The organism is Prochlorococcus marinus CUG1433 (genome assembly GCA_017644425.1).
GTDB classification, from domain to species: domain Bacteria; phylum Cyanobacteriota; class Cyanobacteriia; order PCC-6307; family Cyanobiaceae; genus Prochlorococcus_A; species Prochlorococcus_A marinus_U.
The window spans coordinates 170,492-192,119 of sequence record JAEPLN010000001.1 but is presented as its reverse complement, the minus strand read 5'-3'; the positions used below and the strand labels follow the sequence as shown (position 1 = coordinate 192,119).

At 29.6% G+C, this 21,628-nt stretch carries 30 protein-coding genes; 9 read left to right on the top strand and 21 right to left on the bottom strand.

Annotated elements, in window-relative coordinates; all coding sequences use genetic code 11:
• Positions 1 to 3: 3 nt before the first annotated feature.
• From JJ842_01140 to hisA, 3 genes are all read right to left on the bottom strand, one after another.
• Positions 4 to 552 (bottom strand): thylakoid membrane photosystem I accumulation factor, encoded by a 549-nt coding sequence (locus JJ842_01140; GenBank protein MBO6970516.1) that lies wholly within the window; start codon positions 550 to 552, stop codon positions 4 to 6.
• Positions 553 to 566: 14 nt separating this feature from the next.
• Entirely contained in the window at positions 567 to 2,183 is a 1,617-nt protein-coding gene (locus tag JJ842_01135) for a DUF3685 domain-containing protein (protein ID MBO6970515.1), read from the bottom strand.
• Positions 2,184 to 2,262: 79 nt separating this feature from the next.
• The gene (gene hisA / locus JJ842_01130; GenBank protein ID MBO6970514.1) at positions 2,263 to 3,030 is read right to left on the bottom strand and encodes a 1-(5-phosphoribosyl)-5-[(5-phosphoribosylamino)methylideneamino]imidazole-4-carboxamide isomerase; all 768 of its coding nucleotides are present in this window, start codon (positions 3,028 to 3,030) and stop codon (positions 2,263 to 2,265) included.
• 91 nt (positions 3,031 to 3,121) lie between these two features.
• On the opposite strand from hisA, the gene JJ842_01125 reads away from it, so the two are divergent.
• On the top strand, positions 3,122 to 4,042 hold the full coding sequence (locus JJ842_01125; protein MBO6970513.1) for an NAD-dependent epimerase/dehydratase family protein: 921 nt from the start codon (positions 3,122 to 3,124) through the stop codon (positions 4,040 to 4,042).
• Here the strand turns inward: JJ842_01125 and pgsA are convergent.
• A complete protein-coding gene (pgsA, locus tag JJ842_01120; GenBank protein ID MBO6970512.1) occupies positions 4,016 to 4,555 on the bottom strand; it encodes a CDP-diacylglycerol--glycerol-3-phosphate 3-phosphatidyltransferase in 540 nt (179 codons plus the stop codon). The genes JJ842_01125 and pgsA overlap by 27 nt on opposite strands.
• A 185-nt stretch (positions 4,556 to 4,740) precedes the next feature.
• Here pgsA and JJ842_01115 point away from each other — a divergent pair, with 185 nt between their 5' ends.
• Positions 4,741 to 5,352, top strand: coding sequence for a DUF296 domain-containing protein (locus JJ842_01115; protein ID MBO6970511.1), 612 nt, complete (start codon positions 4,741 to 4,743; stop codon positions 5,350 to 5,352).
• A gap of 8 nt (positions 5,353 to 5,360) precedes the next feature.
• On the opposite strand, the gene JJ842_01110 is transcribed toward JJ842_01115, so the two are convergent.
• The 3 genes from JJ842_01110 to nth are packed head-to-tail and all read right to left on the bottom strand — an operon-like array spanning position 5,361 to position 6,924.
• Positions 5,361 to 5,549 (bottom strand): hypothetical protein, encoded by a 189-nt coding sequence (locus JJ842_01110; GenBank protein MBO6970510.1) that lies wholly within the window; start codon positions 5,547 to 5,549, stop codon positions 5,361 to 5,363.
• Positions 5,550 to 5,575: 26 nt separating this feature from the next.
• Positions 5,576 to 6,235: an SDR family oxidoreductase gene (locus JJ842_01105; protein MBO6970509.1), complete on the bottom strand. Its 660-nt coding sequence runs from the start codon at positions 6,233 to 6,235 to the stop codon at positions 5,576 to 5,578.
• Positions 6,236 to 6,270: 35 nt separating this feature from the next.
• A complete protein-coding gene (gene nth, locus JJ842_01100; GenBank protein ID MBO6970508.1) occupies positions 6,271 to 6,924 on the bottom strand; it encodes an endonuclease III in 654 nt (217 codons plus the stop codon).
• Between the two features lie 95 nt (positions 6,925 to 7,019).
• Here nth and JJ842_01095 point away from each other — a divergent pair, with 95 nt between their 5' ends.
• Together JJ842_01095 and JJ842_01090 are read left to right on the top strand one after the other, a co-directional pair.
• Positions 7,020 to 8,078: an ABC transporter ATP-binding protein gene (locus JJ842_01095; GenBank protein MBO6970507.1), complete on the top strand. Its 1,059-nt coding sequence runs from the start codon at positions 7,020 to 7,022 to the stop codon at positions 8,076 to 8,078.
• 243 nt (positions 8,079 to 8,321) lie between these two features.
• Positions 8,322 to 8,876, top strand: a complete 555-nt coding sequence (locus JJ842_01090) for a ferritin (protein MBO6970506.1) — start codon at positions 8,322 to 8,324, stop codon at positions 8,874 to 8,876.
• Here JJ842_01090 and JJ842_01085 read toward each other — a convergent pair.
• From JJ842_01085 to JJ842_01060, 6 genes are all read right to left on the bottom strand, one after another.
• Positions 8,862 to 9,152, bottom strand: a complete 291-nt coding sequence (locus JJ842_01085; GenBank protein ID MBO6970505.1) for a hypothetical protein — start codon at positions 9,150 to 9,152, stop codon at positions 8,862 to 8,864. The two genes, JJ842_01090 and JJ842_01085, sit on opposite strands and share 15 nt — an antisense overlap.
• Before the next feature lie 3 nt (positions 9,153 to 9,155).
• Positions 9,156 to 9,743, bottom strand: a complete 588-nt coding sequence (locus JJ842_01080) for a Crp/Fnr family transcriptional regulator (GenBank protein MBO6970504.1) — start codon at positions 9,741 to 9,743, stop codon at positions 9,156 to 9,158.
• 151 nt (positions 9,744 to 9,894) lie between these two features.
• Positions 9,895 to 10,068, bottom strand: coding sequence for a hypothetical protein (locus JJ842_01075; protein MBO6970503.1), 174 nt, complete (start codon positions 10,066 to 10,068; stop codon positions 9,895 to 9,897).
• A gap of 11 nt (positions 10,069 to 10,079) precedes the next feature.
• Positions 10,080 to 10,868 carry an ABC transporter ATP-binding protein gene (locus JJ842_01070; protein ID MBO6970502.1) on the bottom strand — a complete coding sequence of 263 codons (789 nt, stop codon included), beginning with the start codon at positions 10,866 to 10,868 and terminating at the stop codon, positions 10,080 to 10,082.
• A gap of 103 nt (positions 10,869 to 10,971) precedes the next feature.
• Positions 10,972 to 12,294 (bottom strand): aromatic ring-hydroxylating dioxygenase subunit alpha, encoded by a 1,323-nt coding sequence (locus JJ842_01065; protein MBO6970501.1) that lies wholly within the window; start codon positions 12,292 to 12,294, stop codon positions 10,972 to 10,974.
• Between the two features lie 157 nt (positions 12,295 to 12,451).
• Positions 12,452 to 12,646: a hypothetical protein gene (locus JJ842_01060; GenBank protein MBO6970500.1), complete on the bottom strand. Its 195-nt coding sequence runs from the start codon at positions 12,644 to 12,646 to the stop codon at positions 12,452 to 12,454.
• Positions 12,647 to 13,013: 367 nt separating this feature from the next.
• Here JJ842_01060 and JJ842_01055 point away from each other — a divergent pair, with 367 nt between their 5' ends.
• Complete coding sequence (locus JJ842_01055; GenBank protein ID MBO6970499.1) at positions 13,014 to 13,355, top strand: RNA-binding protein; 342 nt, start codon at positions 13,014 to 13,016, stop codon at positions 13,353 to 13,355.
• A gap of 22 nt (positions 13,356 to 13,377) precedes the next feature.
• Here JJ842_01055 and JJ842_01050 read toward each other — a convergent pair whose 3' ends face one another.
• The 3 genes from JJ842_01050 to JJ842_01040 all read right to left on the bottom strand — a co-directional run bounded on the left by JJ842_01050 (position 13,378) and on the right by JJ842_01040 (position 14,438).
• Positions 13,378 to 13,560: a hypothetical protein gene (locus JJ842_01050; protein MBO6970498.1), complete on the bottom strand. Its 183-nt coding sequence runs from the start codon at positions 13,558 to 13,560 to the stop codon at positions 13,378 to 13,380.
• Positions 13,561 to 13,898: 338 nt separating this feature from the next.
• Positions 13,899 to 14,195 (bottom strand): hypothetical protein, encoded by a 297-nt coding sequence (locus JJ842_01045; protein MBO6970497.1) that lies wholly within the window; start codon positions 14,193 to 14,195, stop codon positions 13,899 to 13,901.
• Positions 14,196 to 14,288: 93 nt separating this feature from the next.
• On the bottom strand, positions 14,289 to 14,438 hold the full coding sequence (locus JJ842_01040) for a hypothetical protein (GenBank protein ID MBO6970496.1): 150 nt from the start codon (positions 14,436 to 14,438) through the stop codon (positions 14,289 to 14,291).
• A 76-nt stretch (positions 14,439 to 14,514) separates the two neighbouring features.
• Here JJ842_01040 and JJ842_01035 point away from each other — a divergent pair, with 76 nt between their 5' ends.
• From JJ842_01035 to JJ842_01020, 4 genes are all read left to right on the top strand, one after another.
• Positions 14,515 to 14,913, top strand: a complete 399-nt coding sequence (locus JJ842_01035; protein ID MBO6970495.1) for a hypothetical protein — start codon at positions 14,515 to 14,517, stop codon at positions 14,911 to 14,913.
• A 128-nt stretch (positions 14,914 to 15,041) separates the two neighbouring features.
• Positions 15,042 to 15,356 (top strand): hypothetical protein, encoded by a 315-nt coding sequence (locus JJ842_01030; protein MBO6970494.1) that lies wholly within the window; start codon positions 15,042 to 15,044, stop codon positions 15,354 to 15,356.
• Between the two features lie 405 nt (positions 15,357 to 15,761).
• A complete protein-coding gene (locus JJ842_01025; GenBank protein ID MBO6970493.1) occupies positions 15,762 to 15,935 on the top strand; it encodes a hypothetical protein in 174 nt (57 codons plus the stop codon).
• Between the two features lie 294 nt (positions 15,936 to 16,229).
• A complete protein-coding gene (locus tag JJ842_01020) occupies positions 16,230 to 16,409 on the top strand; it encodes a hypothetical protein (GenBank protein MBO6970492.1) in 180 nt (59 codons plus the stop codon).
• 29 nt (positions 16,410 to 16,438) lie between these two features.
• On the opposite strand, the gene urtE is transcribed toward JJ842_01020, so the two are convergent.
• The 5 genes from urtE to urtA all read right to left on the bottom strand — a co-directional run bounded on the left by urtE (position 16,439) and on the right by urtA (position 21,538).
• A complete protein-coding gene (gene urtE, locus JJ842_01015; GenBank protein MBO6970491.1) occupies positions 16,439 to 17,149 on the bottom strand; it encodes an urea ABC transporter ATP-binding subunit UrtE in 711 nt (236 codons plus the stop codon).
• 2 nt (positions 17,150 to 17,151) lie between these two features.
• Complete coding sequence (gene urtD, locus JJ842_01010; protein ID MBO6970490.1) at positions 17,152 to 17,901, bottom strand: urea ABC transporter ATP-binding protein UrtD; 750 nt, start codon at positions 17,899 to 17,901, stop codon at positions 17,152 to 17,154.
• Positions 17,894 to 19,024, bottom strand: a complete 1,131-nt coding sequence (gene urtC / locus JJ842_01005) for an urea ABC transporter permease subunit UrtC (GenBank protein MBO6970489.1) — start codon at positions 19,022 to 19,024, stop codon at positions 17,894 to 17,896. The genes urtD and urtC overlap by 8 nt, the downstream gene beginning before the upstream one ends.
• Positions 19,024 to 20,178, bottom strand: coding sequence for a branched-chain amino acid ABC transporter permease (locus JJ842_01000; GenBank protein MBO6970488.1), 1,155 nt, complete (start codon positions 20,176 to 20,178; stop codon positions 19,024 to 19,026). The genes urtC and JJ842_01000 overlap by 1 nt, the downstream gene beginning before the upstream one ends.
• An 82-nt stretch (positions 20,179 to 20,260) precedes the next feature.
• Positions 20,261 to 21,538 (bottom strand): urea ABC transporter substrate-binding protein, encoded by a 1,278-nt coding sequence (gene urtA / locus JJ842_00995; protein MBO6970487.1) that lies wholly within the window; start codon positions 21,536 to 21,538, stop codon positions 20,261 to 20,263.
• Between the last annotated feature and the right edge of the window lie 90 nt (positions 21,539 to 21,628).

The window sequence follows — 21,628 nt, the reverse complement described above, 5'->3', positions numbered from 1 at the left end:
AAATTAATTTTTGTTGTTATATTTTTTTTCAGAAATGATACTGTTGTATTCATTAAAACTTTCTACAGAAAATTCCGTATCATTTATTTCAATTCCTATTAAATCTCCTATAACTTTGTTTAATTCATCTATGTTAACCATTCCATTTTTATCATATTGCACTTCTCCATCACTATTTAAAATAATGGTTTGTGGAATTAATCCGTTCCAATAATAATTAGGTTGATTTCTAAGATCAGACTTTTCTTTATCCTGTAATTCATCTGTAGTTAGAGCAATGATATCTATATTATTTCTCCATATCAAATCTAAACCAGAAATTATCGGAGCCATAGCTTTACTATCTGAACTGTCGTCAAGATAAAAAAATAAAACTGCAACTCTTTTATTTTTTAATGATTCCTGAAGAGTTGTCTGGGGAGGAACTATAGCCCCATTACCTGCGTATATAGGAAAGATGTTGCCATCGTAACTGTCAGAATCTCTGGAGGCATTTGCTTTATATGGACTTAAGAAAATTAATGCTATTAGGATCCATTGAACTATTTTCATTAAAGTTTAAAAACTTACTTTGAACTTGACCTTCCTAATCCTTGAAGGATTCCTTTCCCAACTAAACCGATAGCTTTGCCAACGACCTTTGTAAGGAAAGTTACGAAAAGATTACCGATATATTTTACAACAACTTCTAACTGAGGTGCTACGGCATCTCTTATCTCAACTAACAATGTAACTTGTTTTTGTAGCCATTCTAGATTCTCTAATTCTTTCTCCCTATTTTCATTTTTGAAGTATCGAGTAAATTTTTTATCGATAATATCAATATATTCTCGTTTACTCTCATACAAATAGATAGGCATATAAATATAGTCATGCCAGCGATTATAGTTATTAATATTATTTCTAAATCTTTCAAAATTTCTTGTCGATTGTAATTCAGGATTTATAAGTACAGTCCTTAATTCAGGCCAAGAAGAACAAATATTAAAGATTTCTGAAGCTAATAAATTACAGTTCCTTATTGTCCAATTTGAGATTATATTTTCAAGTATCAAAAACGATTCTGTTTCATATAGAAGGAGTAATTTTCCATCATAGTCAAGAGCTTCATTTTTAATAATTGGCTCAATAAACATTATTGATTCATGCGATTCTCTATCTATCTCTTCGCAACTTACTTCACTATAAATAAAATCATTTATTGAAACAGACTTGCCTTCTTTTTTTAATCTAAAATAACTGTCTGTAATATTTGAAATTGTATTGACTTTAAGTTCTTTTATAAGAGAATTTAAATCATCTTTAAAATCTTTCTCTTTATAGTTTTCCTTAATATTTTTTACTAAATTATCTAGCTCATCTAACATTTTGCAAATTAGTCTTGAAATGAATTCTTTCTTTATCCCAGAAAGAATTATTGATGAATTATTAAATTCAACTTGTAAGTTAGTTGAGCTATACCTTTCTTTTAGTCTATCTAAAATTAAATTCCATATTTCTGTGGTGTTTTTATCTTTGATGAATACAGTGCTCTTATTTTCAAGATTAATTTTGTTTTCAGTGTAAACTGCCTCTGTATAAAGTTCTAGTGAATTACCCCATAAGAAAATTAGAAAAGATTTTGCAGTAATAAGTTCTCTTAATCTTCCTTTTAAAATGAATTTATAAAATTCTGGTGTTGAATCAGAGTTTACATATTTGAATATATAATTAATTTCAGAATCTATTTGTTTAAGGCCTGAAGTTAGAATTTTTTGACTAAAAGACAGAGGTTTATTTTTGTTTAATTGAACACGGGAATTATTTCCAATATCAAATACCCTTCCTCCATTTAAAATGGTATTAATAGATTCAAGAACTTTTTCTGCACTGGGATTTAAAAGAAAACCTTCAGTATTTAACGATGGAGGGTTATTTGATTCATAAAGAAGTTCGCCAGAGAGAATTATAAGAAATTTTGACTCATTATATCTTTCTCTTAATTTTAATAATTCTAACCTTAAAAGATCTTCTGATTGGAAATTAAGAACATTCCATATTACTAAATCCGGAGTTTTATCACCTATTCCATTTTTAAAATTAATGTCTAAATTTTGGTCTATTGATGTTAACTTAAGCGATAAAGATTCTGCTATTAAGCTTGGAGCAATAATCAATATCGATTTTTTTGTAATTAATTCCAAGACTAGATTTCTTATCTCTTATACAAAATTAACTAACAATTACTGCGAACACCAGCCTTAAATCAATTTTTATACTCTTTTAAGCGTAGTAATTTCTGTTTAAATCAAAGTCATTTAATCTCTCTGATGAGAATATATTATTCGCTTCGTTGATCGTGAATTTATTTTCATATAGAGCTTTACCTACAATCACTCCAAAGAGTCCAGAGTTTTCAAATTTTATTAACGATAATAAATCAGAAATTGAACCAACACCTCCTGAGGCTATTACTGGAATATCTGTAATTTCGAGTATGCTTTTTATGAATTCTTCATTTGTTCCTTCTAATGTCCCATCTGTATTTATATCTGTAACAATAAAACTAGCTATTTTAAATGAAGAAAACTCCTTTACTAGATCTGTGGCAAAAATATTAGATTGCTCAAGCCATCCCCTTGTACTAACTTTTCCATCTTTGGCATCTATCCCAACAATTATCCTTCCAGGAAATTTATTTGATAAGTCTTTAACTAGTTCTTTATTTTCTATTGCAGAGGTTCCCATGATAACTTTCTCAATACCATAAGAAAATAATTGTTCTATCCTTTCTTGAGACCTTATCCCCCCACCTATTTGAATAGGTATATTAACTGTTTTTGCAATCTTTTTTATTGATTTGTCGTTTGTTGGTAACCCAGTTTTTGCGGCATCCAAATCAACTATATGTAAATATTTAGCCCCTTCTCTTTCCCAAAATTTAGCTTGCTCATGAGGCTCTTTGGTAAAGTCTTTTCTTTTATTAAAGTCGCCTTTAAAAAGCCTTACACACTTACCATTCATTAAATCAATTGCTGGTATTAGGTCCATAGAATCATCCTTACTTTAATTACTTATTAGTAGTACTATTCAATATGTAATTCTATTTAAGATTACTACTTCAGTTAAATATTATTTGAATATGAAAATTCTTGTAATGGGTGGCACTAGATTTGTTGGCAAATCTTTGGTTGGAAAGTTATTAAGTAAAAATTATGATATTGATATTTTCACAAGAGGTAATAAAAGTAATCCTGAAAAAACAAATTTAATTAAGGGTGATAGAAATAATTCAGAAGATATCGTCAAGCTAAGAAATAGAAAGTATGATGTTGTTTATGATATTTCTGGACGAGAGTTAGAACAAACCAAACTTCTTTTAGGAAATTTAGATAACTCTTTCCAGAGATATATATATGTCAGCTCTGCAGGTGTTTATAAAGATAATTGTGAACTACCCTTGTCCGAAGTTGACCCAATTGATCCAGATAGTAGGCACAAAGGAAAGTTTGAGACAGAAAATTGGTTAAAAAACCAAAAAATTCCTTTCACAAGTTTTAGACCTACTTATATTTATGGACCAGGAAATTATAATAAAATTGAAAATTGGTTTTTTGAAAGGTTATTTACTAAAAAATCTATACCAATCCCTGGTGACGGGTCTTTAATTACTCAGCTAGGCCATGTTTCTGATTTAACTGATGTAATGATTAGGTGCGTAAATTTTGAAAATTCAAAAAATAATATTTACAACTGTTCAGGTGAAAAAGGAGTAACAATAAAGGGTTTAATTTATTTATGCGCGAATGTTCTTGGATTAAACCAAAATGAGATTTCTTTAAGAACATTTGATTATCAAAAATTAGATCCTAAATCTCGAAAGGGATTTCCAATTAGATTAAATCATTATCAGACTGATATCTCTAAGATAAAACGTGATTTGGAGTGGGTGCCAACTTTTGATTTACTTAATGGTTTAAAGGATAGTTTTGTGAATGATTTTAATAATAAAAAGAGTGAGCAGTTTGATGAGAATTCAGATAATATTCTTTTTAATTCTTAAATAGCCTAATAAAGTCATAAAAGTTAGGATGAATCCTAACCAATAAAAAATTAAAGCCAAATTATTCAATAAGCTAATTTTTAATGGTGTAAAGAAGGTAATTACTGAAATAAAAAAGAAAAATGTTTTATATTTACCTAACATAGATGCTGGTAAACCGTCTTTTGTAGAGTTCCTTAGGCTAGAGATAATTAATTCTCTAAATAAAATTAATGACAAAGACCAGAAAGGTATGTAATTATTTTTACAAAGGAAGGTTAAAGGAATTAAATAGAATACTTTATCGCTTAAGGGATCAAGGATAGCTCCTAATCTGGTTTTAAGATTAAATTTCCTTGCAATTAACCCGTCAAAATAATCAGTCAATCCTCCAATAATAATCAATATAAAGACATAAAAAGGTCTGTTAATTTCTAAAAAAAGTATTAATGGAAATACAAGGAAAAGGCGAGATATCGATAATAAGTTGGGAATATTCAATGCCAAATTTTTAAGATTTTTTCTTAATAACAAATTAGTTTTTGTATATAAAAAATATATTACACTCTCAACAAGCTTAAATTTTTAGTAAAAATTTTAAATGGTTATTAATGCTAGATTCTAAAATTTAATTCAAATCTGAATCCTAAAGATTATAAACTCAACTTCGCTTTATGAATGATGATGTTTTATATTACAAAATTATTCCTTAATATCTAATGCAGCCTCATAGCCTAAAGCTATTTCCAGAATCTGATTTGATAAATTCAATTAAAGAATATTCTTTATCAAATAATTTATACGGGTATGTTTCTGGAGTGGTTGGTAATCTTAGAAAAGTTTGTATTCAATGCCCAGGAAATCAGGAGATAAATAAATTTGAGGGAAATCTAGAGATCGTTTCTTTAAATGGACATTTTAATAATGGAGATGTTCATTTACATTTGAGTTTTGCAGATGAGGGATGTAATGTCTTTGGTGGGCATCTTGAGGAGGGATGTATTGTAAAAAAAGGTACTGATATATTATTACTTTCTTTTGAACAAAAAATTATTAATATCTCAAGTAATGATTTATTAAAAAATGAATCACGGGTAAAAGCATATATTTTAAAGGGTTGTCCTTGGTCTAAAAGAGCAATTAGGTTGCTTAATTCTTTATCTATTCCTCATGAAGTTTCTTTAATAGAAAATGATGAAAGCTTTCAAAAAATAATGGCACAAAGTAGCCATAATACTTTCCCTCAAATATTTTTGGATAATAAATTTTTTGGAGGATATGATGAACTTTCTGAACAAGCAAAATTAGATAACTTAAGTTCATTTAAGTAATCAATTTTTTAACTATCTCGATTAAGAAGTTTTTCAGCAACTAATTCGTCCTCTAACTGCTTTATTAATCTTGATACAAGACTTTGAAATTCTGGTTGACAGCCTTTGAATGCAGCTTTATGCCTTATTGGCTCATTTCTAGTTCTTAAATCAGTAAGCATTAATTGTAATGCGTCAATTTTGGGATTTATTTTCATAGTTTTAATTTATATATTTACATCTTTTAAATCATTTGCATAGCTTTTTTAAAAGATATCTTTTTATTATCATTAGAACTTGTAACTTCTATTAACTTATTTATGGATTCTTTGTTTTTTAAGGAATCTATACAACATTGCGCAACTAATCTTCTTGGGATTGATCCATTAATTTGAGTATCCTCCTTTGAATAATTTATATTTTCTGATTTAATATCTTCATTTTCCTTTAATCCACCAGGTCTAATAATAGTCCATTCAAAATTTGAATTTCGTAGAAAGTTTTCACCTAATTTCTTCCAAATAAGAATTAAACCAAATAGGTTTAATGGGTGAAATAATTTACCAGTACAAAGGGAACTAACTAAAATAACTCTTTTAATACCAACTCTTTTGCAACTCTCTAATTGCCTGTATACACCTAATGCATCAACCTTTGCAGGACCAGTTAAATCTATTGATGCTCTCGCTCCAGTCGCAATTATCAAAGCATCAATATCTTTTAAAGCTTTATCAAGTTCACCTTTTTTGTCTAATGAAACCCTAATTGTTTCCAAACTCTCTAGTCCTGCTGAGACTTTTGAATTCTTTCTAATGATTTGTCTTACTTTATATCCTTTCTTAACTGCTTCTTCGGAAATTCTATAACCTGTTTTCCCAGATGCACCAGTAATTGCTATTTTCATGATTAAAAAATTAATTTAAATATTATATAAATTTCTTAAGCCTTTTTACATATAAATTTCTTTTTTCTTTTGGGATAAAGAGTTCGACATAAAGAACATTTTGTTCCATCACAGCCTCTTGCTGTGCAATATTCTCTGCCATAAAAGATTATTTGCAAATGTAAGGTATTCCAATCATTAATAGGAAATATTTTTTTAAGGTCTTTTTCTGTTTGAACTACGCTATCTCCATTTGAAAGCCCCCATCTTTGTGCCAACCTGTGTATGTGAGTATCTACTGGGAATGACGGTATTTTAAACACTTGAGACATTACAACTGATGCTGTTTTATGACCTACCCCTGGAAGAGATTCAAGCTTCTCAAAAGAATCTGGGACCCTACAATTATGTTTCTCAATCAGTAATTTAGATAAGTTATAAATGTTCTTTGATTTTTGATTAGATAGACCTAAAAACTTTATGTGTTTGTAAATGCCATTAATACCTAGCGTGATCATCTTTTCTGGATTATCTGCAACCTTAAATAAGCTTTTTGTTAATTCATTAACCTTCTTATCTGTTGATTGAGCACTTAAAACTACGGCGACTAGAAGTGTATATGCATTTGTATGATTAAGGGGTATTGGAGGCGATGGATATAGCTTTTTGAGTTCCTTGCGTATTATTTCTGCTCTTTCGGACTTTCTCATTAAATTTGAAAATTAAACGGTGTATAAAATTATACAAGGAATATTTTAGGTGAATATTTTCTGCTAACTTAATATATTTGAATAAGAAGATCTTAGTGAAAAATGAGGCGTTAATAATTGATGATTTGCATCATAAATATGATAAGCGAGAATGTTCAAATTGGATATTAAACGCAATTAACCTGACAATTGAAAATGGCGAATTGTTAGGGTTGCTTGGCCCTTCTGGTTGCGGAAAAACTACTCTTTTAAGATTAATCGCGGGGTTCGAATATCCCTCTAAAGGGAGGATTTCTCTAAATGATAAGGAAATTTCAAGTGGAAAAAAAATTCTTAGTCCTGAGAAAAGAAATATTGGTATGGTTTTTCAAGACTATGCACTTTTCCCTCATTTAACCGTTTTGGAAAATGTAATTTTTGGCTTAAAAAACAAAAAAGATAGATCTAGAGTTGACTATTTATTAAATGTTGTAGGTCTTGATAGCTTTATTGGAAGATACCCACATGAATTATCTGGAGGCCAAAAACAAAGACTAGCAATTGCGAGAGCTCTTGCTCCTGGTACTAATTTTATTTTATTAGATGAACCATTTTGTAGTCTTGATATGCATGTCAAACTAAAATTAAGAAGTGAACTCCCAAATATCCTAAATGGTTGTAATGCAAGTGGATTGATGGTTACTCATGATCCGGAAGAGGCAATGTCAATTTGCGATAAAGTTGCCGTCATGAATGAAGGAAAAATACATCAGATTGATACACCAATTAACCTTCTAAACAATCCCAAGACACTATTTGTTAGTAGTTTTATTTTGGGTAATAATATTATTAATCTTCAAAAAAATGGTAATTCATATATGTCTTGTTTAGGTGAAATAAATAGTTCAGGGGTTTTACAAAATTCAAATATTAAAAGTATGTCAATTTCGCCTAAATTTATTTCAATTAAAAGATCAAAATCTGGAAATGCGAATGTAATATCTAAAGAATTTCTTGGAGAATTTCTTATATATAAAGTAACTATTAATGGAAACATATTGCGGGTTAGAACTGATATTAATAATCTCCTAAATAATGGTGATAAATGTTTACTTTCTATAAATAAAAATAGTTATTATTTTTTATATCCTGGAGCGCATAAGGTATATATATAGAATTTATTTATAGGCAATTACACTTCCCTCCCTTCCAATTAGAGCATTTTTTCTTTTTACATTTCTTTTTTTTATTTTTATATATTTTATTAGTTAAAAGCAGTTCAGAAAAACTATACTCTAAATTCATTTATAGTATTGCGAGTGATTTTCATTATCATATTATTTAATTTAATTTAAAGGATTTATTAATTACTAATTTATACAAAATGTTGTATTATTTTCTTAGATACTTATCTGAAAATGAATGAAAATAACTTAAAAACAAAAAAATTAGTTAATTTCGGTCCATCTGGAAGAGCTGTTGCTCAACCGATAGACAAAAGTTTGTTGGATAACATTTTTGAACATCTAACAATGGAAAGATATGCCAATGTTCAATATTTTTCTATTTATCTATGGTTTCAAGAACGTGATTTAAATGGATTTGCCTCTCATTTTCTTAGTGAATCACAAGGTGAAATGGAACATGCTCAGAAATTTGCAGATTACTTAATCGCAAGAGGACAAAGCGTAAAATTAGATGAAATTCCTGCACCCGTTCAAACATGGGGTTCTATAGAGGAGCTCATTTCTTATTCTTTTAATATGGAGGCTGATTTAACTTCATCTCTACAACAACTTTATTCCATATCAGAAAGAATTTCAGATACAAGAACTAACGTATTCTTAGATCCAATTATAGAAGCTCAAACACAATCAGAAGATGAATTTGCCAACATACTGGGCAAGGTAAAGTTTGCTTCAAATCAACCTTCGGCAATCTTATTAATAGATAGTGATTTAAAGAAAAAATAAATTACTTTCAAATTTATTTTCATTCAATGTCCTTTTTGATATTTCAAAAAGTAAATTTGAAAAGTTTGTTTTTTCCATGTTTTTTTTATCTAAGAGCTCAGCAATTTTATAAATTTCATTTACTCTTTTAAAAATATTTTCGTTTTCAGAAATTAACCTCTCTTTCAAAGATTTATTGTGAGTAGTTATAAAAGATTGTTTTATGTTTCTGAGTCTATTTGATAATACATCAATTTCCATTAACAAGCTGTTAGTAAGTGTTTGTGATTGATTCATTTTCTAAAGTGGTGATGTTTCAATAAAGGAAGGAGCAACACTTACTGTCTGGGTGCCAATTGGAGCTACTAATAACTCAGATGATCTTAATTTCGAAATTAATCTTGTAGATGTTACTCGTGTAGAACCTATTAATTCGCCAATTCTTTCATGAGTTAATCTAAAAGGTAACTCACACCATTGACCACATCTTCTACCTAGACGATTTACTAGTATTGAAAACAAGGCTTGTAATCGCTGTTCTGCATTTCCTAAGTGTCTAATCCTAAGGAGTTGCAACGTCCATTCATTTACTGCATCGAAACCAATATTCTCATCAATATTTACATTGCTATGAAAAGACAAATCTGTTAAAGCTTCAACACAGACACCTTCGCTACACAAGAGGTCTGTCCTTAATTGATCACCTGATTGCAAAAAAGCAAGAGTCATTCCTTCAGTTTCTTCACATGGACAATAAACTCTAGCTATTCCACTTTCAACTTCTAAGCATGTCCCCTTAGGTCTCGATGAAGGATCTATTAAAACGGATTGCCCAGTTATTATTCTTACAGACTTTGTAGGAGATTCTCCATAACTATGGAAATTCATTAGTTAAAATATGATAATGAGAATTATTATCAATTATGCACTAAAAAAAAACTTATTGCAATAGATTCTCATTATCATAAGATATTTTGAATTCTTTCTTTACATAGTTTTTAAAGAATATAATCTAAATAGAATTATTAAAAATCATTTTTTAGATGAACCTAAATAGAGTCTGTTTTAATTGTGGAAGTTCTGCATTCGTCTCAGATCGATCTTTAGGAGGTAAAATAGTGTGCTCTCGGTGTGGATCTTCTTCATTTAAAAATAAATCTTCATCATTTTTAAAAAGAAAAAATTTATTATATCTCGCTATCGGGATAGTCATTTTTATTATTATTATTTAGATAATCTGTTTATAGTCCAAAGTCCATTATTTTTAATTATTTCTATATCAATCCCATATAGCTTATTTAGATTTTCACTATTAATAACTTTATTTTGATTCCCATCAGCAATTATTTCACCACCTTTTAGCATTATGACCCTATCATAAATCTTCGTAATCATTGAAATATTGTGAGTTACACATAATATTTTTGTATCTAATTTTGATAGTTCATCAATCTTGTCAATTACAAAATACTTTGATTTATAATCTAAATTTGCAATTGGCTCATCAAGGATTAATATGTCTGGAGTTTTTATTAATGCTCTTGCAATAATAGATATTTGTTTTTCTCCATCTGACAAATAGGAAAATTTTTTATTTGATAAATTTGATATATTCATATTTTTCATGATTTTTTCCACCTTACTTATATCTTTTTCAGATTTATTTTGTATATAACAATATCTTCCATATAGTCCACTTAAAATTACATCAATAATTTTAAGATTTGGATTTATTCTATTTTTAATATCATTATTAACGGTACTTATTCTTTTTCTTAGTTCCCATAAATTTATTAGTTCCTTGTTAAATATTTTAAGTTTTGATTCATTCGTTATAACTGGGTATATGTTTCTATTAATTACTTCTATTAAAGATGATTTCCCTGAACCGTTTGGTCCAATTAATATTACGTTCTCTGAGTAGGCTATCTTTAAATTTAAATCTTTAATTACTCTAAAACCATCCTTAAAACAATTTATATTTCTCGCCTCAAACCAAAACTTATTGACCACTAAACTTACTTCCCCAAAATATAATCAATTGAATTGAGCTTAAAATAAATATAAAAAGATAAAGCCAATTCAACCATGAAGGTCTATTTACTTGCTTCATAATTTATATTATTAATATAAAAATTATAAATGGCGCAGCGAATCTTAAAAATGTTTTTCTAATAATATCTATATTATTTTTGATTTCTAATTTTTTTATCTCTGGAGGGTATTTCAATATAACTTTGTCGTATACATCAAGATTTTGGGCATTATTAATATTTTTCCATGGTTTATCTCTATCTTCAGATTTCTTGTACCATTTCCAAAAATAATTTATTATTCTGTCTTCTCCCAATAATTTAATTTCATCTTTACTTATAAATCCCATATTGTGATTATACGTTTGCGTTTTTAATATCATATAATCCTCATCAAATATCTTATAAAAAATCTTCCGTTGAGTCTCTTTAAATAACAAGAGATTATTAAGTAATTTATTTCTCAAAAATTTCCTGTAGTGCCTTACTATTACTCTGGCTTTGTTATTCCCTAGTGGAATATGATCTAAGACTTGTAAATATCTAGCTAGAGAAGGATCCCCTTTATAAATTAATATCCTTCCTGGTGGGATGTATTTTATCCGAATAAATTCTTTTCTAGGATCATTCTTATAGTAATAGATACTTTCAATGTGATTGGGAGAAACATTAATTTTCTGGTTAAAACTAACTAGTACGTTTTTATTAACATCTTTATCTGGGATTGTATCGCCATGAACCCAAAAAAGATGAAGGATATCTAAGTGATTTTCAATTATTCTTGACCAATCACATTTAAAGTCAACTAATACCTCCTCAGACACATAATCATCATGTAAAAAACCATTATCTGATAATTCGTAGTTACTTATGGGTGAATCTTCACTTATATTTTTTAAATCAGTATCTGGTTTTTTAGAAAAATGTACAAAAACATATTCATTCTTTTCTAATGCTTTGTATTGAGATAAGTGAATTCTTTTGGCGTAGTTATCGTAATTGTTATCAACTATATGACTGCATGTTATCCTATCGAGATTTTGACAACTTCCACTAGATGTGAATTTGGCACCATGATATGGACAGGTTAATACTCCATCTGATAAGTTCCCCCCAAAAAAGGATGCTCCCCTGTGTGGACAAATATTTTTAATGCATCTAACATTTTCATTCTCATCTCTATAAAGAACGAGAGGTTCATCATAGAGTGAAAAATAATGTAGCTTATTTTTTTTTAGTTCTTTTGAAGGACAAATTGCATACCAACCAAATAAACCTATTTTTAATTCATTCTGATTTTCTCTAATATCTAACGAGTCAATTTTTACCACCGTTCCTTCTTTAAATGGCTTAAGAACGGTATTAAAGTCTTTTGATTTAAAAAAATTAATTTGTCTGTTTTCCATAAATTAATTTCTTTTTTAATTGACTGTTTATCTTTCGGAACTATAACCCAAGTAAATAATCAATTTCTTATAAAAAGAAAATTCTCTATTATTTGTAGCAATAATTATATAGTTCTTGAAAAATATTGAGTCACTGTCGTATTTATGTATCTTTATTTCATGTTTTTTGTATCTTTTGTGATTCTTTCAAATTTTTTATGTAATCAATAGCATCATCAATATTTTTGTGAAAGTTGCACTGGCCCAAATAACAACCTATAAATCTTAAGAATTTTCTCTTGCCACCACTAATTTCATATCTATGTATTGTTCCGCCATCTATGGGGGCATAAACAAGTTCTGGTAATGCCATATTAATTTTGTATTTAATACTTAATTAAACAATAAATCAGTTTCAAACACATTTCCATAGCCTAATCCATTTATTTAATAATTAATTTATTTGTAATTGGATAATTAGTTGTTGAATAACAAAGTACTTTTTGTTATCTATTAATTATTGATGCGGATCTTTCATAATGCCAAAAGTATTAAGGCGTTTTTTAAAAAAACTACCAAAAAAAATTCAAGCTTTAAAATATTCGTTTAGGGATTTTTTATCTTCCAAAATCTGAAAAATCTGATATGGTTAAAAAATTTTTAATTTTTTATATTTTTAATAAAAATTGTCTTCAAAATTAAATTCTAAACTATATTAAACTTGCAATTCATGAAATATTATGATCAAAAGAGTTTTTGCGATATTCATTTTAACTTTGCTTCTTCTTTTTAGCAGTCCAGTTTATTCATTAGATACTTCCTCTAAAAATCTTGAAAAGTATACTAAGAAGATTTCTAATAAGTTCACTAGAACTTACTGCAACACTTCCAAATTCGGTATTTCTTATGAAGGAGCTTTGGCATTTGCTATCGGAGAGACTAATAAGGAATTTAAAAATAATAAACTCAATAAGTTCGTAGACTATTCACTACTAAAAAATTCAATAGTTAATGATTTAGAAAATAAATGCCAGATTTATGATTTTGCTATTAGTAGTTTAGAAAATTTAAAATTTAATTAGAGGAATGTAAATTTTTAAAGTCTTATTTTTTTCCTATCCAATCATTAGGTTTCTCCATCATCCATTCAAAAACTCCTTTAGCATCAAGGTTTTTAGATGCATAAACAAACAAAATTGGAAAAATTAAAATTACTGCTCCAATAACGGTTAACTCTATTTTACCGATTCCGATCTCAGTTGCTGTTAAGGCAAAATAATTAATCATTATCTCTATTTAATTAAAGTTTATTTCTACATAATTTAAAAAAAATTTTTAAATCTTTCACATTTTTATAAAAATTCTTAATTGTTTATAGTGAAGTATTTTTGTATAAAGTACCTATTTTATTGATTCAGACTTTTTAATAATTTAAATAATATGCTTCTGTTTGATGGTTATGAATTATGAAATTATTATTTTCACACCTATTTTTGCAGTATTAATTGGGTTTATAGTTTTTAAAATTTTAAAAAAAAGAAAGAGATCAGCTAAAAGTATTTATAAATTAATAGATGATTTAGAAAAAAAATACATATATTAATTTCATTTGTAAAAAAAAAAGATTAATCAAATTCTATACCAACTTCTTCTTTTAAATCTCTATCCAAATCTGGAAGATTAGGTTCAACCCAGTGATCTTTGTTATCAATACCAGCTGCATTTACATAATTCAAAATGTGTTGATCAACTTGCTTGTAAAGATCATGCAAATTTAAATCCATACGAATATCGTGTGCAATTTCAGAGACTTGTTTTTCTGTTAGACAATGATCTGGATGAAGTAAATCACAACATGGAATTCTCTTCTCAATCAATTCATTAAGATTGATTTTTATTTCGTAATCTTGATGGACAGTCATTGATTATAAATATTTATTATCATTCTAATTATGTTTTAAATTTTGTATATCTTTAGTCAACAAACAAAGTTCTTTATTATAAATGTATATATTTTAAATAAATAGATCCTCTAAATCTTTATACAAATCATCATTCTCTTTTTGGTTTTCTATAGGGTCATGATGATCCAGGGAAAGTTCTTTTTTTGAGGTGTAGAAAAGATATCCAAGGGCTACTAAAAGTAAGGTAGTTGGTAAAATCATAAGCATTTAATTGACTTATAGTGAATATAGTGCAACACTTATGACAGTCAAGTGCTGAACTTTAATTAATTTTTAAATGCCTACCAAGAAAAAAAGAGTTGGTTTTATTCCTAGGGAAGATGTTATGAAAATAATTGATAATTTGAGCATTGAGAACAATTTAAGTAATTCAAAAATAGTAAGTATTTTAGTGGAGGAAGCACTTTCTATACGAGGGATATTTAATAAAAAAAATGGCAAAGTAACTCAATCATATCAAATGAATTCTTCTGATAAAGAAACCTTATCTGATAATTCTGCTGACTTTATAGATAATCCAAAACTATCAATTGATACTAAATTAGGAAATTATTTTAATACTGGTAAATCAACCCATTTAACTGAAGCAAATCAGGAGGCTTTTGACTTGAAAACTTATAAACAGTTTTTATCATTCCTTAAATTTCAGGAAATGATGGATAAATACAACAGATAAAAAGTGTTGTTAAGTAATGCACTGTGCGTTACATTGGATTTGTATTTATGGGAGATTTGTGTATTAGAAATTATTTATCGCCATTTCCCAAAACCTAAATTCAATTTATTAATAAAATATCTTTTCCTATGAATTCTTCTCTTCCAGTTTTATCTGTAAATCTACTTCCTCCAGAAAAACTATATTGTAATTTTTCTTATTGGAGTTCTTTATTCTCTCAGGATATGCAAATTTTATGGGATAGAGCACATGGAGTTCCTTTAGAAAAACTTCCAAAAGGGGTTTCTGATATGATTTTTCCGTATTTATTGCTTGCACTTTCAGACTATAAGACTTCTCAAATAAATAAAATGAATGGAATAGGATTAGATAATCTATTAAGCCTTTGGTTTGATAAGTACTTATTAAATAAAAATGGTTACTTTGAGCTAATTAAAAAATAATTTTTAAAAATTAACTCTTTATAATATCAAATTTGATTTCTTTCATAAATTTATTTCCTAAAAACTTTTTAAGTGATTCTTTTCCAATTGGCACATTAAAAGTCTTGCTATAAATGAATTAAATGGTTTGATAATGATTTCTTTAAATTTCTTTTTAGTCAAATACTTGTGTTGTCATTTTGATAATCCTAATAACGATAGATATAAAATTAAGAAAAGCGATATAAATGAAATTTAATTCAAAGACCCTTAGCTTGATATTAAATATATTATTTTGCTTGTTAATATTTATCATTTAAATTTTTAGTCTCAATAAATTAATTTTCAATAATTTAAAAATTAATATTCAAATTTGTTGACTTTTATTTTTTATGCGAGGATAATGGCAAAAATAAAACTTTAGTCGTGATTCCTCTTTCAGATACTTTTGATGATTTTGTTGATGATCTACTTTCATCAGATGTTAGTTTGTTGAAAGGGGAACTTGATTTTTTACTTATGCAACATTTATTTAATTCTATAGATTTGAAGTTTATAAATAAAACTGAAATTGAAGATAACGAATCATTAGCTGCTTAATTTTTTATGAAATTTTTTTATGAAAGGTTTTGGGTTCCAGTTTTTGGCTCTATCTTATCAAAATTTGTTTTTTTAATAGAGGGTAAAAAACAAGATTCAAAAAAAAAATAAATAATTTTTAGGTTACTTAAGTATCTTTAAATACATAAGTTAAGTATCTTTAAATACATAAGTTAAGTATCTTTAAATACATAAGTTAAGTCAATATATTTTGATAACCACAAAAGATGTGCTTAAAATTTATGATCATATGCATGGTTGAGATATGAGTTAATTGCTTTTTAGCAAATTAAAATGAACAAAATTAACATGTTGAAGCCATATACAGTCCATTACCGTGATTTTCAAAATATAAGAATAGAAAATTGTTTTTATGCTTTTGACGCTTACGAGGCTAGAACACTAGCAATGGAATTTAATAAGTTTATAAATGAGCATCCAAACAGTATAGACCTTATAAGATGCGAAAAATGATTAAAATATTTTTAATATAAAATATTTACTTAAACGCTTAAGAACTTATCAATAACTGCTTGACTCAAGTCACTAGTATTTCCGCTGGCAACAATACCTCCTCGTTGCATCGCATAATATCTGTTGGCTTGCCTGACAAAATGTAAGTGTTGTTCTACTAATAAAACACCTATTCCTGTATCTCTAATTATCTGATTGATTGCATTTTCGATATCTAAAACTATATTTGGCTGAATACCTTCCGTTGGCTCGTCAAGTAATAGCAGTTGAGGTTTTCCCAGTAATGCTCTTGCAATAGCTAGTTGCTGTTGTTGTCCTCCACTAAGATCTCCTCCTCTCCTTTGTAGAAAATCTTTTAGGATTGGGAAGAGATCATAAATAAATGGATCTATTTTCTTGTTCTTAGATAATCCTCCTGGCAGAGACTCCATTCCTAGCATGAGATTCTCTTCAACTGATAGATATGGAATGATTTCTCTCCCTTGAGGAACGTAAGCCATTCCTTTTCTCGCCCTCTGATGAGGAGCTTTTCTATTGATATTTTCGCCAATCAAATAAATATCACCTTTTCTTTGTTTTAACAATCCAATAAGTGATTTCAATAAAGTTGTTTTGCCAACTCCATTTCTTCCAATCAAACAAACCATTTCTCCTGATTTAACATTTAAATCTACATCCCTAAGAATATGACTCTCGCCATAATAAGTATTTAACGATTTTATTTCGAGTAAATTTTCCATAACTAGTCCTCAGGTCTTCCTAAATAAACATCAATAACTTTTTTGTCTTTTTGTATGGTTTCCATCGTTCCCTCACATAATACAGTGCCCTGATTTAATACTGAAACATTACTATCAAGTCTTCTTATGAATTCCATATCGTGATCAATTACTACTACGGTATTTTCTCCCGATAAAGATTTTAATAAATCAGCTGTTAGATCAGTTTCTTCATCAGTTAAACCAGCAACAGGTTCATCTACCAACATTAAATCTGGCTTCTGTCCTACTAACATTGCTATCTCAAGCCATTGTTTTTGGCCATGAGATAAAGATCCAGCTTTAGAATCAACTTTTTGAGCTAAATTAACAATCTTCATAAGACGTTCAATCTCATTAAGCTGCTCATCCTTAATACTTTTATTTATGAGGTTTAAAGGACTTTTAGGAGTTGTCACCGATATTTCAAGATTTTCTTTAACTGTTAGATTTTCAAAGATTCTTGGACTTTGAAACTTTCTTCCAACTCCTAGTCTGGCTATTTTGTGCTCCCTTTTACCTACTAGAGATTTACCTTTAAAAATCACTTCACCTTTTGTTGGCTTAACCTTTCCAGTTATTACATCAAGAAATGTTGTTTTACCTGCGCCGTTGGGTCCTATTACAGCTCTTAATTCTCCTTTCTTTAAATTTAAATTAAGTTTGTTTAGAGCTAAAAAACCCTCGAAACTAACAGTAATATCAATTAAATTTAGAAGATCTATATTATTCATTATTCCCCCTCTTATTGTTAATTTCTAAGCTTGGATAGGTTTCAATCTTCCTTTTTAAACCAAATCTTTGAAGAAGATTCCTAGGACCATCTCCTTGAATCCATCCTAAAACTCCTTCTGGCAGTGCTGTTACAACTAAAATAAACAACCCTCCTTGAATAAACATCCAGCTAGCGGGTAAAGCTTCACTTACAAGACTTTTTGCATAGTTGATGAAAACTGCTCCAAGTATCGCTCCTAATAAAGTTCCTCTCCCTCCAACTGCAACCCATATAACCATTTCTATGGAAAAGGGAACTGTCATAAATTGAGGTGATACTATTCCTGATTGAACAGTATATAGAGCTCCCGAAATTCCAGCGAGACCTCCAGCAATCGAAAATATTATAGTCTTGAATATCACTGGATTATATCCTGTAAACCTAACTCTTGGTTCATCATCTCGAATTCCTATAAGAATATTGCCAAATCTACCTTTAACTACCCACTTTGCAAAAAACCACGCTGCTATTACTAGGATGGCAGTTATCCAAAAGAACAATCTTTGCATGTATTCAGAACCTACCATCTGACCAAATAGTTGTGTTACATCTGTTTTTAATCCATTTGTTCCATTTATAAGTTTTTGTTGACCATTAAAGAAATTAAAGAATACAAGAAGAGAAGCTTGGGTAAGTATAGAAAAATATACACCTTTAATTCTATTCCTGAAAACAAGAAATCCAATTAAACCAGCAACTAATGCTGGAATTATCCAGATTGCGAAGAAGGTAAAAACAGGCGATCTAAAAGGTTCCCAGAAAAAAGGTAATTTTTCAACACCATATAAGGCAAAAAATTCAGGAATATTATTTGGAAATTCAGAAGAGCTGGTTATTTGCAAATACATTGCTGCACAATATCCACCTAGTGCAAAAAATATCCCTTGTCCAAGACTTAGTAAACCTGTATATCCCCAGATAAGATCAACACCAAGTGCAACTATGGATAAGGATAAGTATCTACCTAGAAGATTTAGTCTAAAAACAGGAAGTAGAGTTGGTGCTGCAATAATTAAGGCTATTAATATTATCCAAAATGACAATACTATTTTTTTATCTAATTTAATTTTATTTAAGGACATTAGTTTTCAACCATCCTTCCTTTTTGAGGAAATAAACCTGTAGGTTTAAATTGTAAAAATATAACGATTAGTGCAAATATCATTACTCTTGCCATGCTTGTTGTCGCAAAAAAGTTGATTGTGTTTGATAAAGGTAAAGGCATATCTGGCCATATTGATAAGAGCCTTCCAGCTCCAATTAAATCAGTCATTATTCCTATTCCAAATGAAGCAAATACTGTTCCTAATAAATTACCCACTCCTCCCAGCACTACAACCATAAAACAACCAACTATATAGTTTCCTCCAACATTTGGTCCTACAGAACCTAAAAGAGATACTGCTACCCCGGCAACTCCTGCTAAGCCAGATCCAATTCCAAAAGTAATTATATCCACTTTTTCAGTAGAGATACCAAGACAATCACTCATTTGTCGGTTCTGGGTAACGGCTCTTATACGCATCCCCCAGGCACTTTGATTAAGAAATAATGTTATTGCGATTACAGATATTAAAGTAATGACAATTATCATTAATCTTGTTTTAGGAAAGGCAGTGCCAAAAATTTCTACTTGACCTCTCATCCATGCGGGTGCTGTTACATCAACATTTCGAGCGCTTGCTCTACTAAGTTTGCTGACAGATGACGAGATTAAGCTTCCTGTCAGGACCCCAGTTAAAGCAGCAAATATCCAAGAACTAAATTTAAAATATTTGAAATTTATTGATTCTTTTATTTTTGATGAGAATGTTGTCGGTAGGAATAAACCTATTAAAAGACTTATAACCAGACCAGTCCCATAAGCTAAAGGTACACTTCTTACAAATTGTTGAAGAATTAAGCTTACACCCCAAGTTGCAAGAAGTGTTTCTAGCGGACTTCCATAAAGCTTTCTTATTATAGTTTTTTCCAGGAGTATGCCTACTACTCCACTAACAATAAAAGCAAGGAAAATTGAAACTATTATGTACGAATTGTAGAAAGGTTTTAATAAAGGCAATTTGAAAATTAATTGTGTTACGTATGTTGTGTAAGCCCCAAGCATCATAAGTTCTCCATGGGCAAGATTTATTACACCCATCAGACCAAAAACAATTGCCAGACCCAAGGCAGCAACAAGAAGTACAGATCCGATTGCAACACCATTAAAAAGACTGTCTAGAAGTAACTCCAATTTAGAAAATAAAATATTTGATTATATAAAATAAAAGGAGGTGTTAACCTCCTTTTATTTAAGAGTATAGGTTTTAATTAGATTAAAGCTTATACTTTTCTCCTTTTGAAGGATCTGTCCAATCACATGCAAATCCTTTTGAACTTGGATGCTTTTGGTTCCATGCTTGGGGAAGAACAACTCCTGTCTCTTCAAGGATTGTAAATCCACCCTCTGCATTAATCTGTCCAATTCTTACTGTTTGAGATAAGTGGTGATTAGGCATAACTTCAACAGGGCCTTGTGGAGCATCAAACTTTTGTCCAACTAAGGCTTCCCTTACTGCGTTGTCGTCAAAAGTTCCAGCATCTTCAACTGCCTGTTTCCATAAATAAACCATGTTATAGGCTGATTCTTGAGGATCAGCTACCACACGATCAGCTCCCCATCTTTTCTTGAAATTTTGAGCGAATTTCTTAGATGCAGGAGTATCGATTGACATCATGTAGTTCCAAGCACCGTAATGACCTTCTAGGAACTCAGGACCAATTGTACTAATCTCTTCTTCCGCAATTGAATAGTTCATTACGTAGTAACCGCTTGAAGGAGTGATACCTGCGTCTTGAATTTGTTTAAAGAATGCAACGTTCTGATCACCATTAAGTGTGTTGATGATTATTCCACCTTCAGGCAGTGCCTTTTTGATTTTTGAGATAATTGGAGCAACTTCAGTATTTCCTAATGGAAGGTAATCTTCGCCAACAACTTTACCTCCTAATTGTTTTACCTGAGCTTTTGTAATTGTGTTGGAAGTTCTTGGGAAAACATAATCTGAACCTACAAGGAAGAAATCTCCACCAGCTGCGGGAGAACGCTTATACATGAAATCTGTAGCAGGTTCTGACTGTTGGTTTGGGGTTGCTCCTGTATAGAAAATGTTGTTAGAACATTCTTGGGCTTCATATTGAATGGGGTAGTAAAGGAAAGCATCCTTTGATTCGTAAACTGGAAGCATTGCTTTTCTACTCGCAGATGTCCAACCACCAAATACGACAGGAACTCCGTCTTGGTCTATAAGTTTCTTGGATTTTTCAGCAAAAGTTGGCCAATCTGATGCGCCATCTTCAACTATGTATTCTATCTTGTAGCTTTTGCCGCCAACTTTTACACCACCAGCAGCATTTATCTCTTCAATAGCCATTTTTTCTGTATCAACTAGGGTTGATTCAGAAATCGCCATTGTTCCAGATAACGAATGTAAAATACCAACCGTTACTGTGTCGTCGAAACTTCCGGAGGTTCCACCTCCACCACATGAAGTTGCTGTAACCGCAAGTGAGGCAGTAGCTAATCCTGCCAAAATACGCCTTGAAATTCTCATGAATTAGGATAAATTAGGTAATTGACCCTCATTAGGGGGATAAAATAAAAGTTATTAACGAGTGGCAATATGTTTTGTATCAGTCGTAAC

Bases quoted from the DNA above. Each gene is read 5' to 3' on its own strand.
- urtC (MBO6970489.1), bottom strand. From the start codon at position 19,024: ATGTCCTTAAATAAAATTAAATTAGATAAAAAAATAGTATTGTCATTT.
- JJ842_01125 (MBO6970513.1), top strand. From the start codon at position 3,122: ATGAAAATTCTTGTAATGGGTGGCACTAGATTTGTTGGCAAATCTTTG.
- JJ842_01105 (MBO6970509.1), bottom strand. From the start codon at position 6,235: ATGAAAATAGCAATTACTGGTGCATCTGGGAAAACAGGTTATAGAATT.
- urtD (MBO6970490.1), bottom strand. From the start codon at position 17,901: ATGAATAATATAGATCTTCTAAATTTAATTGATATTACTGTTAGTTTC.
- JJ842_01030 (MBO6970494.1), top strand. From the start codon at position 15,042: ATGAATTCTTCTCTTCCAGTTTTATCTGTAAATCTACTTCCTCCAGAA.
- JJ842_01060 (MBO6970500.1), bottom strand. From the start codon at position 12,646: ATGGCATTACCAGAACTTGTTTATGCCCCCATAGATGGCGGAACAATA.
- JJ842_01115 (MBO6970511.1), top strand. From the start codon at position 4,741: ATGCAGCCTCATAGCCTAAAGCTATTTCCAGAATCTGATTTGATAAAT.
- JJ842_01110 (MBO6970510.1), bottom strand. From the start codon at position 5,549: ATGAAAATAAATCCCAAAATTGACGCATTACAATTAATGCTTACTGAT.
- JJ842_01035 (MBO6970495.1), top strand. From the start codon at position 14,515: ATGCCTACCAAGAAAAAAAGAGTTGGTTTTATTCCTAGGGAAGATGTT.
- JJ842_01020 (MBO6970492.1), top strand. From the start codon at position 16,230: ATGAACAAAATTAACATGTTGAAGCCATATACAGTCCATTACCGTGAT.
- JJ842_01085 (MBO6970505.1), bottom strand. From the start codon at position 9,152: ATGAATCAATCACAAACACTTACTAACAGCTTGTTAATGGAAATTGAT.
- JJ842_01090 (MBO6970506.1), top strand. From the start codon at position 8,322: ATGAATGAAAATAACTTAAAAACAAAAAAATTAGTTAATTTCGGTCCA.
- JJ842_01075 (MBO6970503.1), bottom strand. From the start codon at position 10,068: ATGACTATCCCGATAGCGAGATATAATAAATTTTTTCTTTTTAAAAAT.
- JJ842_01045 (MBO6970497.1), bottom strand. From the start codon at position 14,195: ATGACTGTCCATCAAGATTACGAAATAAAAATCAATCTTAATGAATTG.
- JJ842_01050 (MBO6970498.1), bottom strand. From the start codon at position 13,560: ATGATTAATTATTTTGCCTTAACAGCAACTGAGATCGGAATCGGTAAA.
- hisA (MBO6970514.1), bottom strand. From the start codon at position 3,030: ATGGACCTAATACCAGCAATTGATTTAATGAATGGTAAGTGTGTAAGG.
- urtA (MBO6970487.1), bottom strand. From the start codon at position 21,538: ATGAGAATTTCAAGGCGTATTTTGGCAGGATTAGCTACTGCCTCACTT.
- JJ842_01040 (MBO6970496.1), bottom strand. From the start codon at position 14,438: ATGATTTTACCAACTACCTTACTTTTAGTAGCCCTTGGATATCTTTTC.
- JJ842_01065 (MBO6970501.1), bottom strand. From the start codon at position 12,294: ATGGAAAACAGACAAATTAATTTTTTTAAATCAAAAGACTTTAATACC.
- JJ842_01055 (MBO6970499.1), top strand. From the start codon at position 13,014: ATGATCAAAAGAGTTTTTGCGATATTCATTTTAACTTTGCTTCTTCTT.
- nth (MBO6970508.1), bottom strand. From the start codon at position 6,924: ATGAGAAAGTCCGAAAGAGCAGAAATAATACGCAAGGAACTCAAAAAG.
- urtE (MBO6970491.1), bottom strand. From the start codon at position 17,149: ATGGAAAATTTACTCGAAATAAAATCGTTAAATACTTATTATGGCGAG.
- JJ842_01140 (MBO6970516.1), bottom strand. From the start codon at position 552: ATGAAAATAGTTCAATGGATCCTAATAGCATTAATTTTCTTAAGTCCA.
- JJ842_01080 (MBO6970504.1), bottom strand. From the start codon at position 9,743: ATGAATTTCCATAGTTATGGAGAATCTCCTACAAAGTCTGTAAGAATA.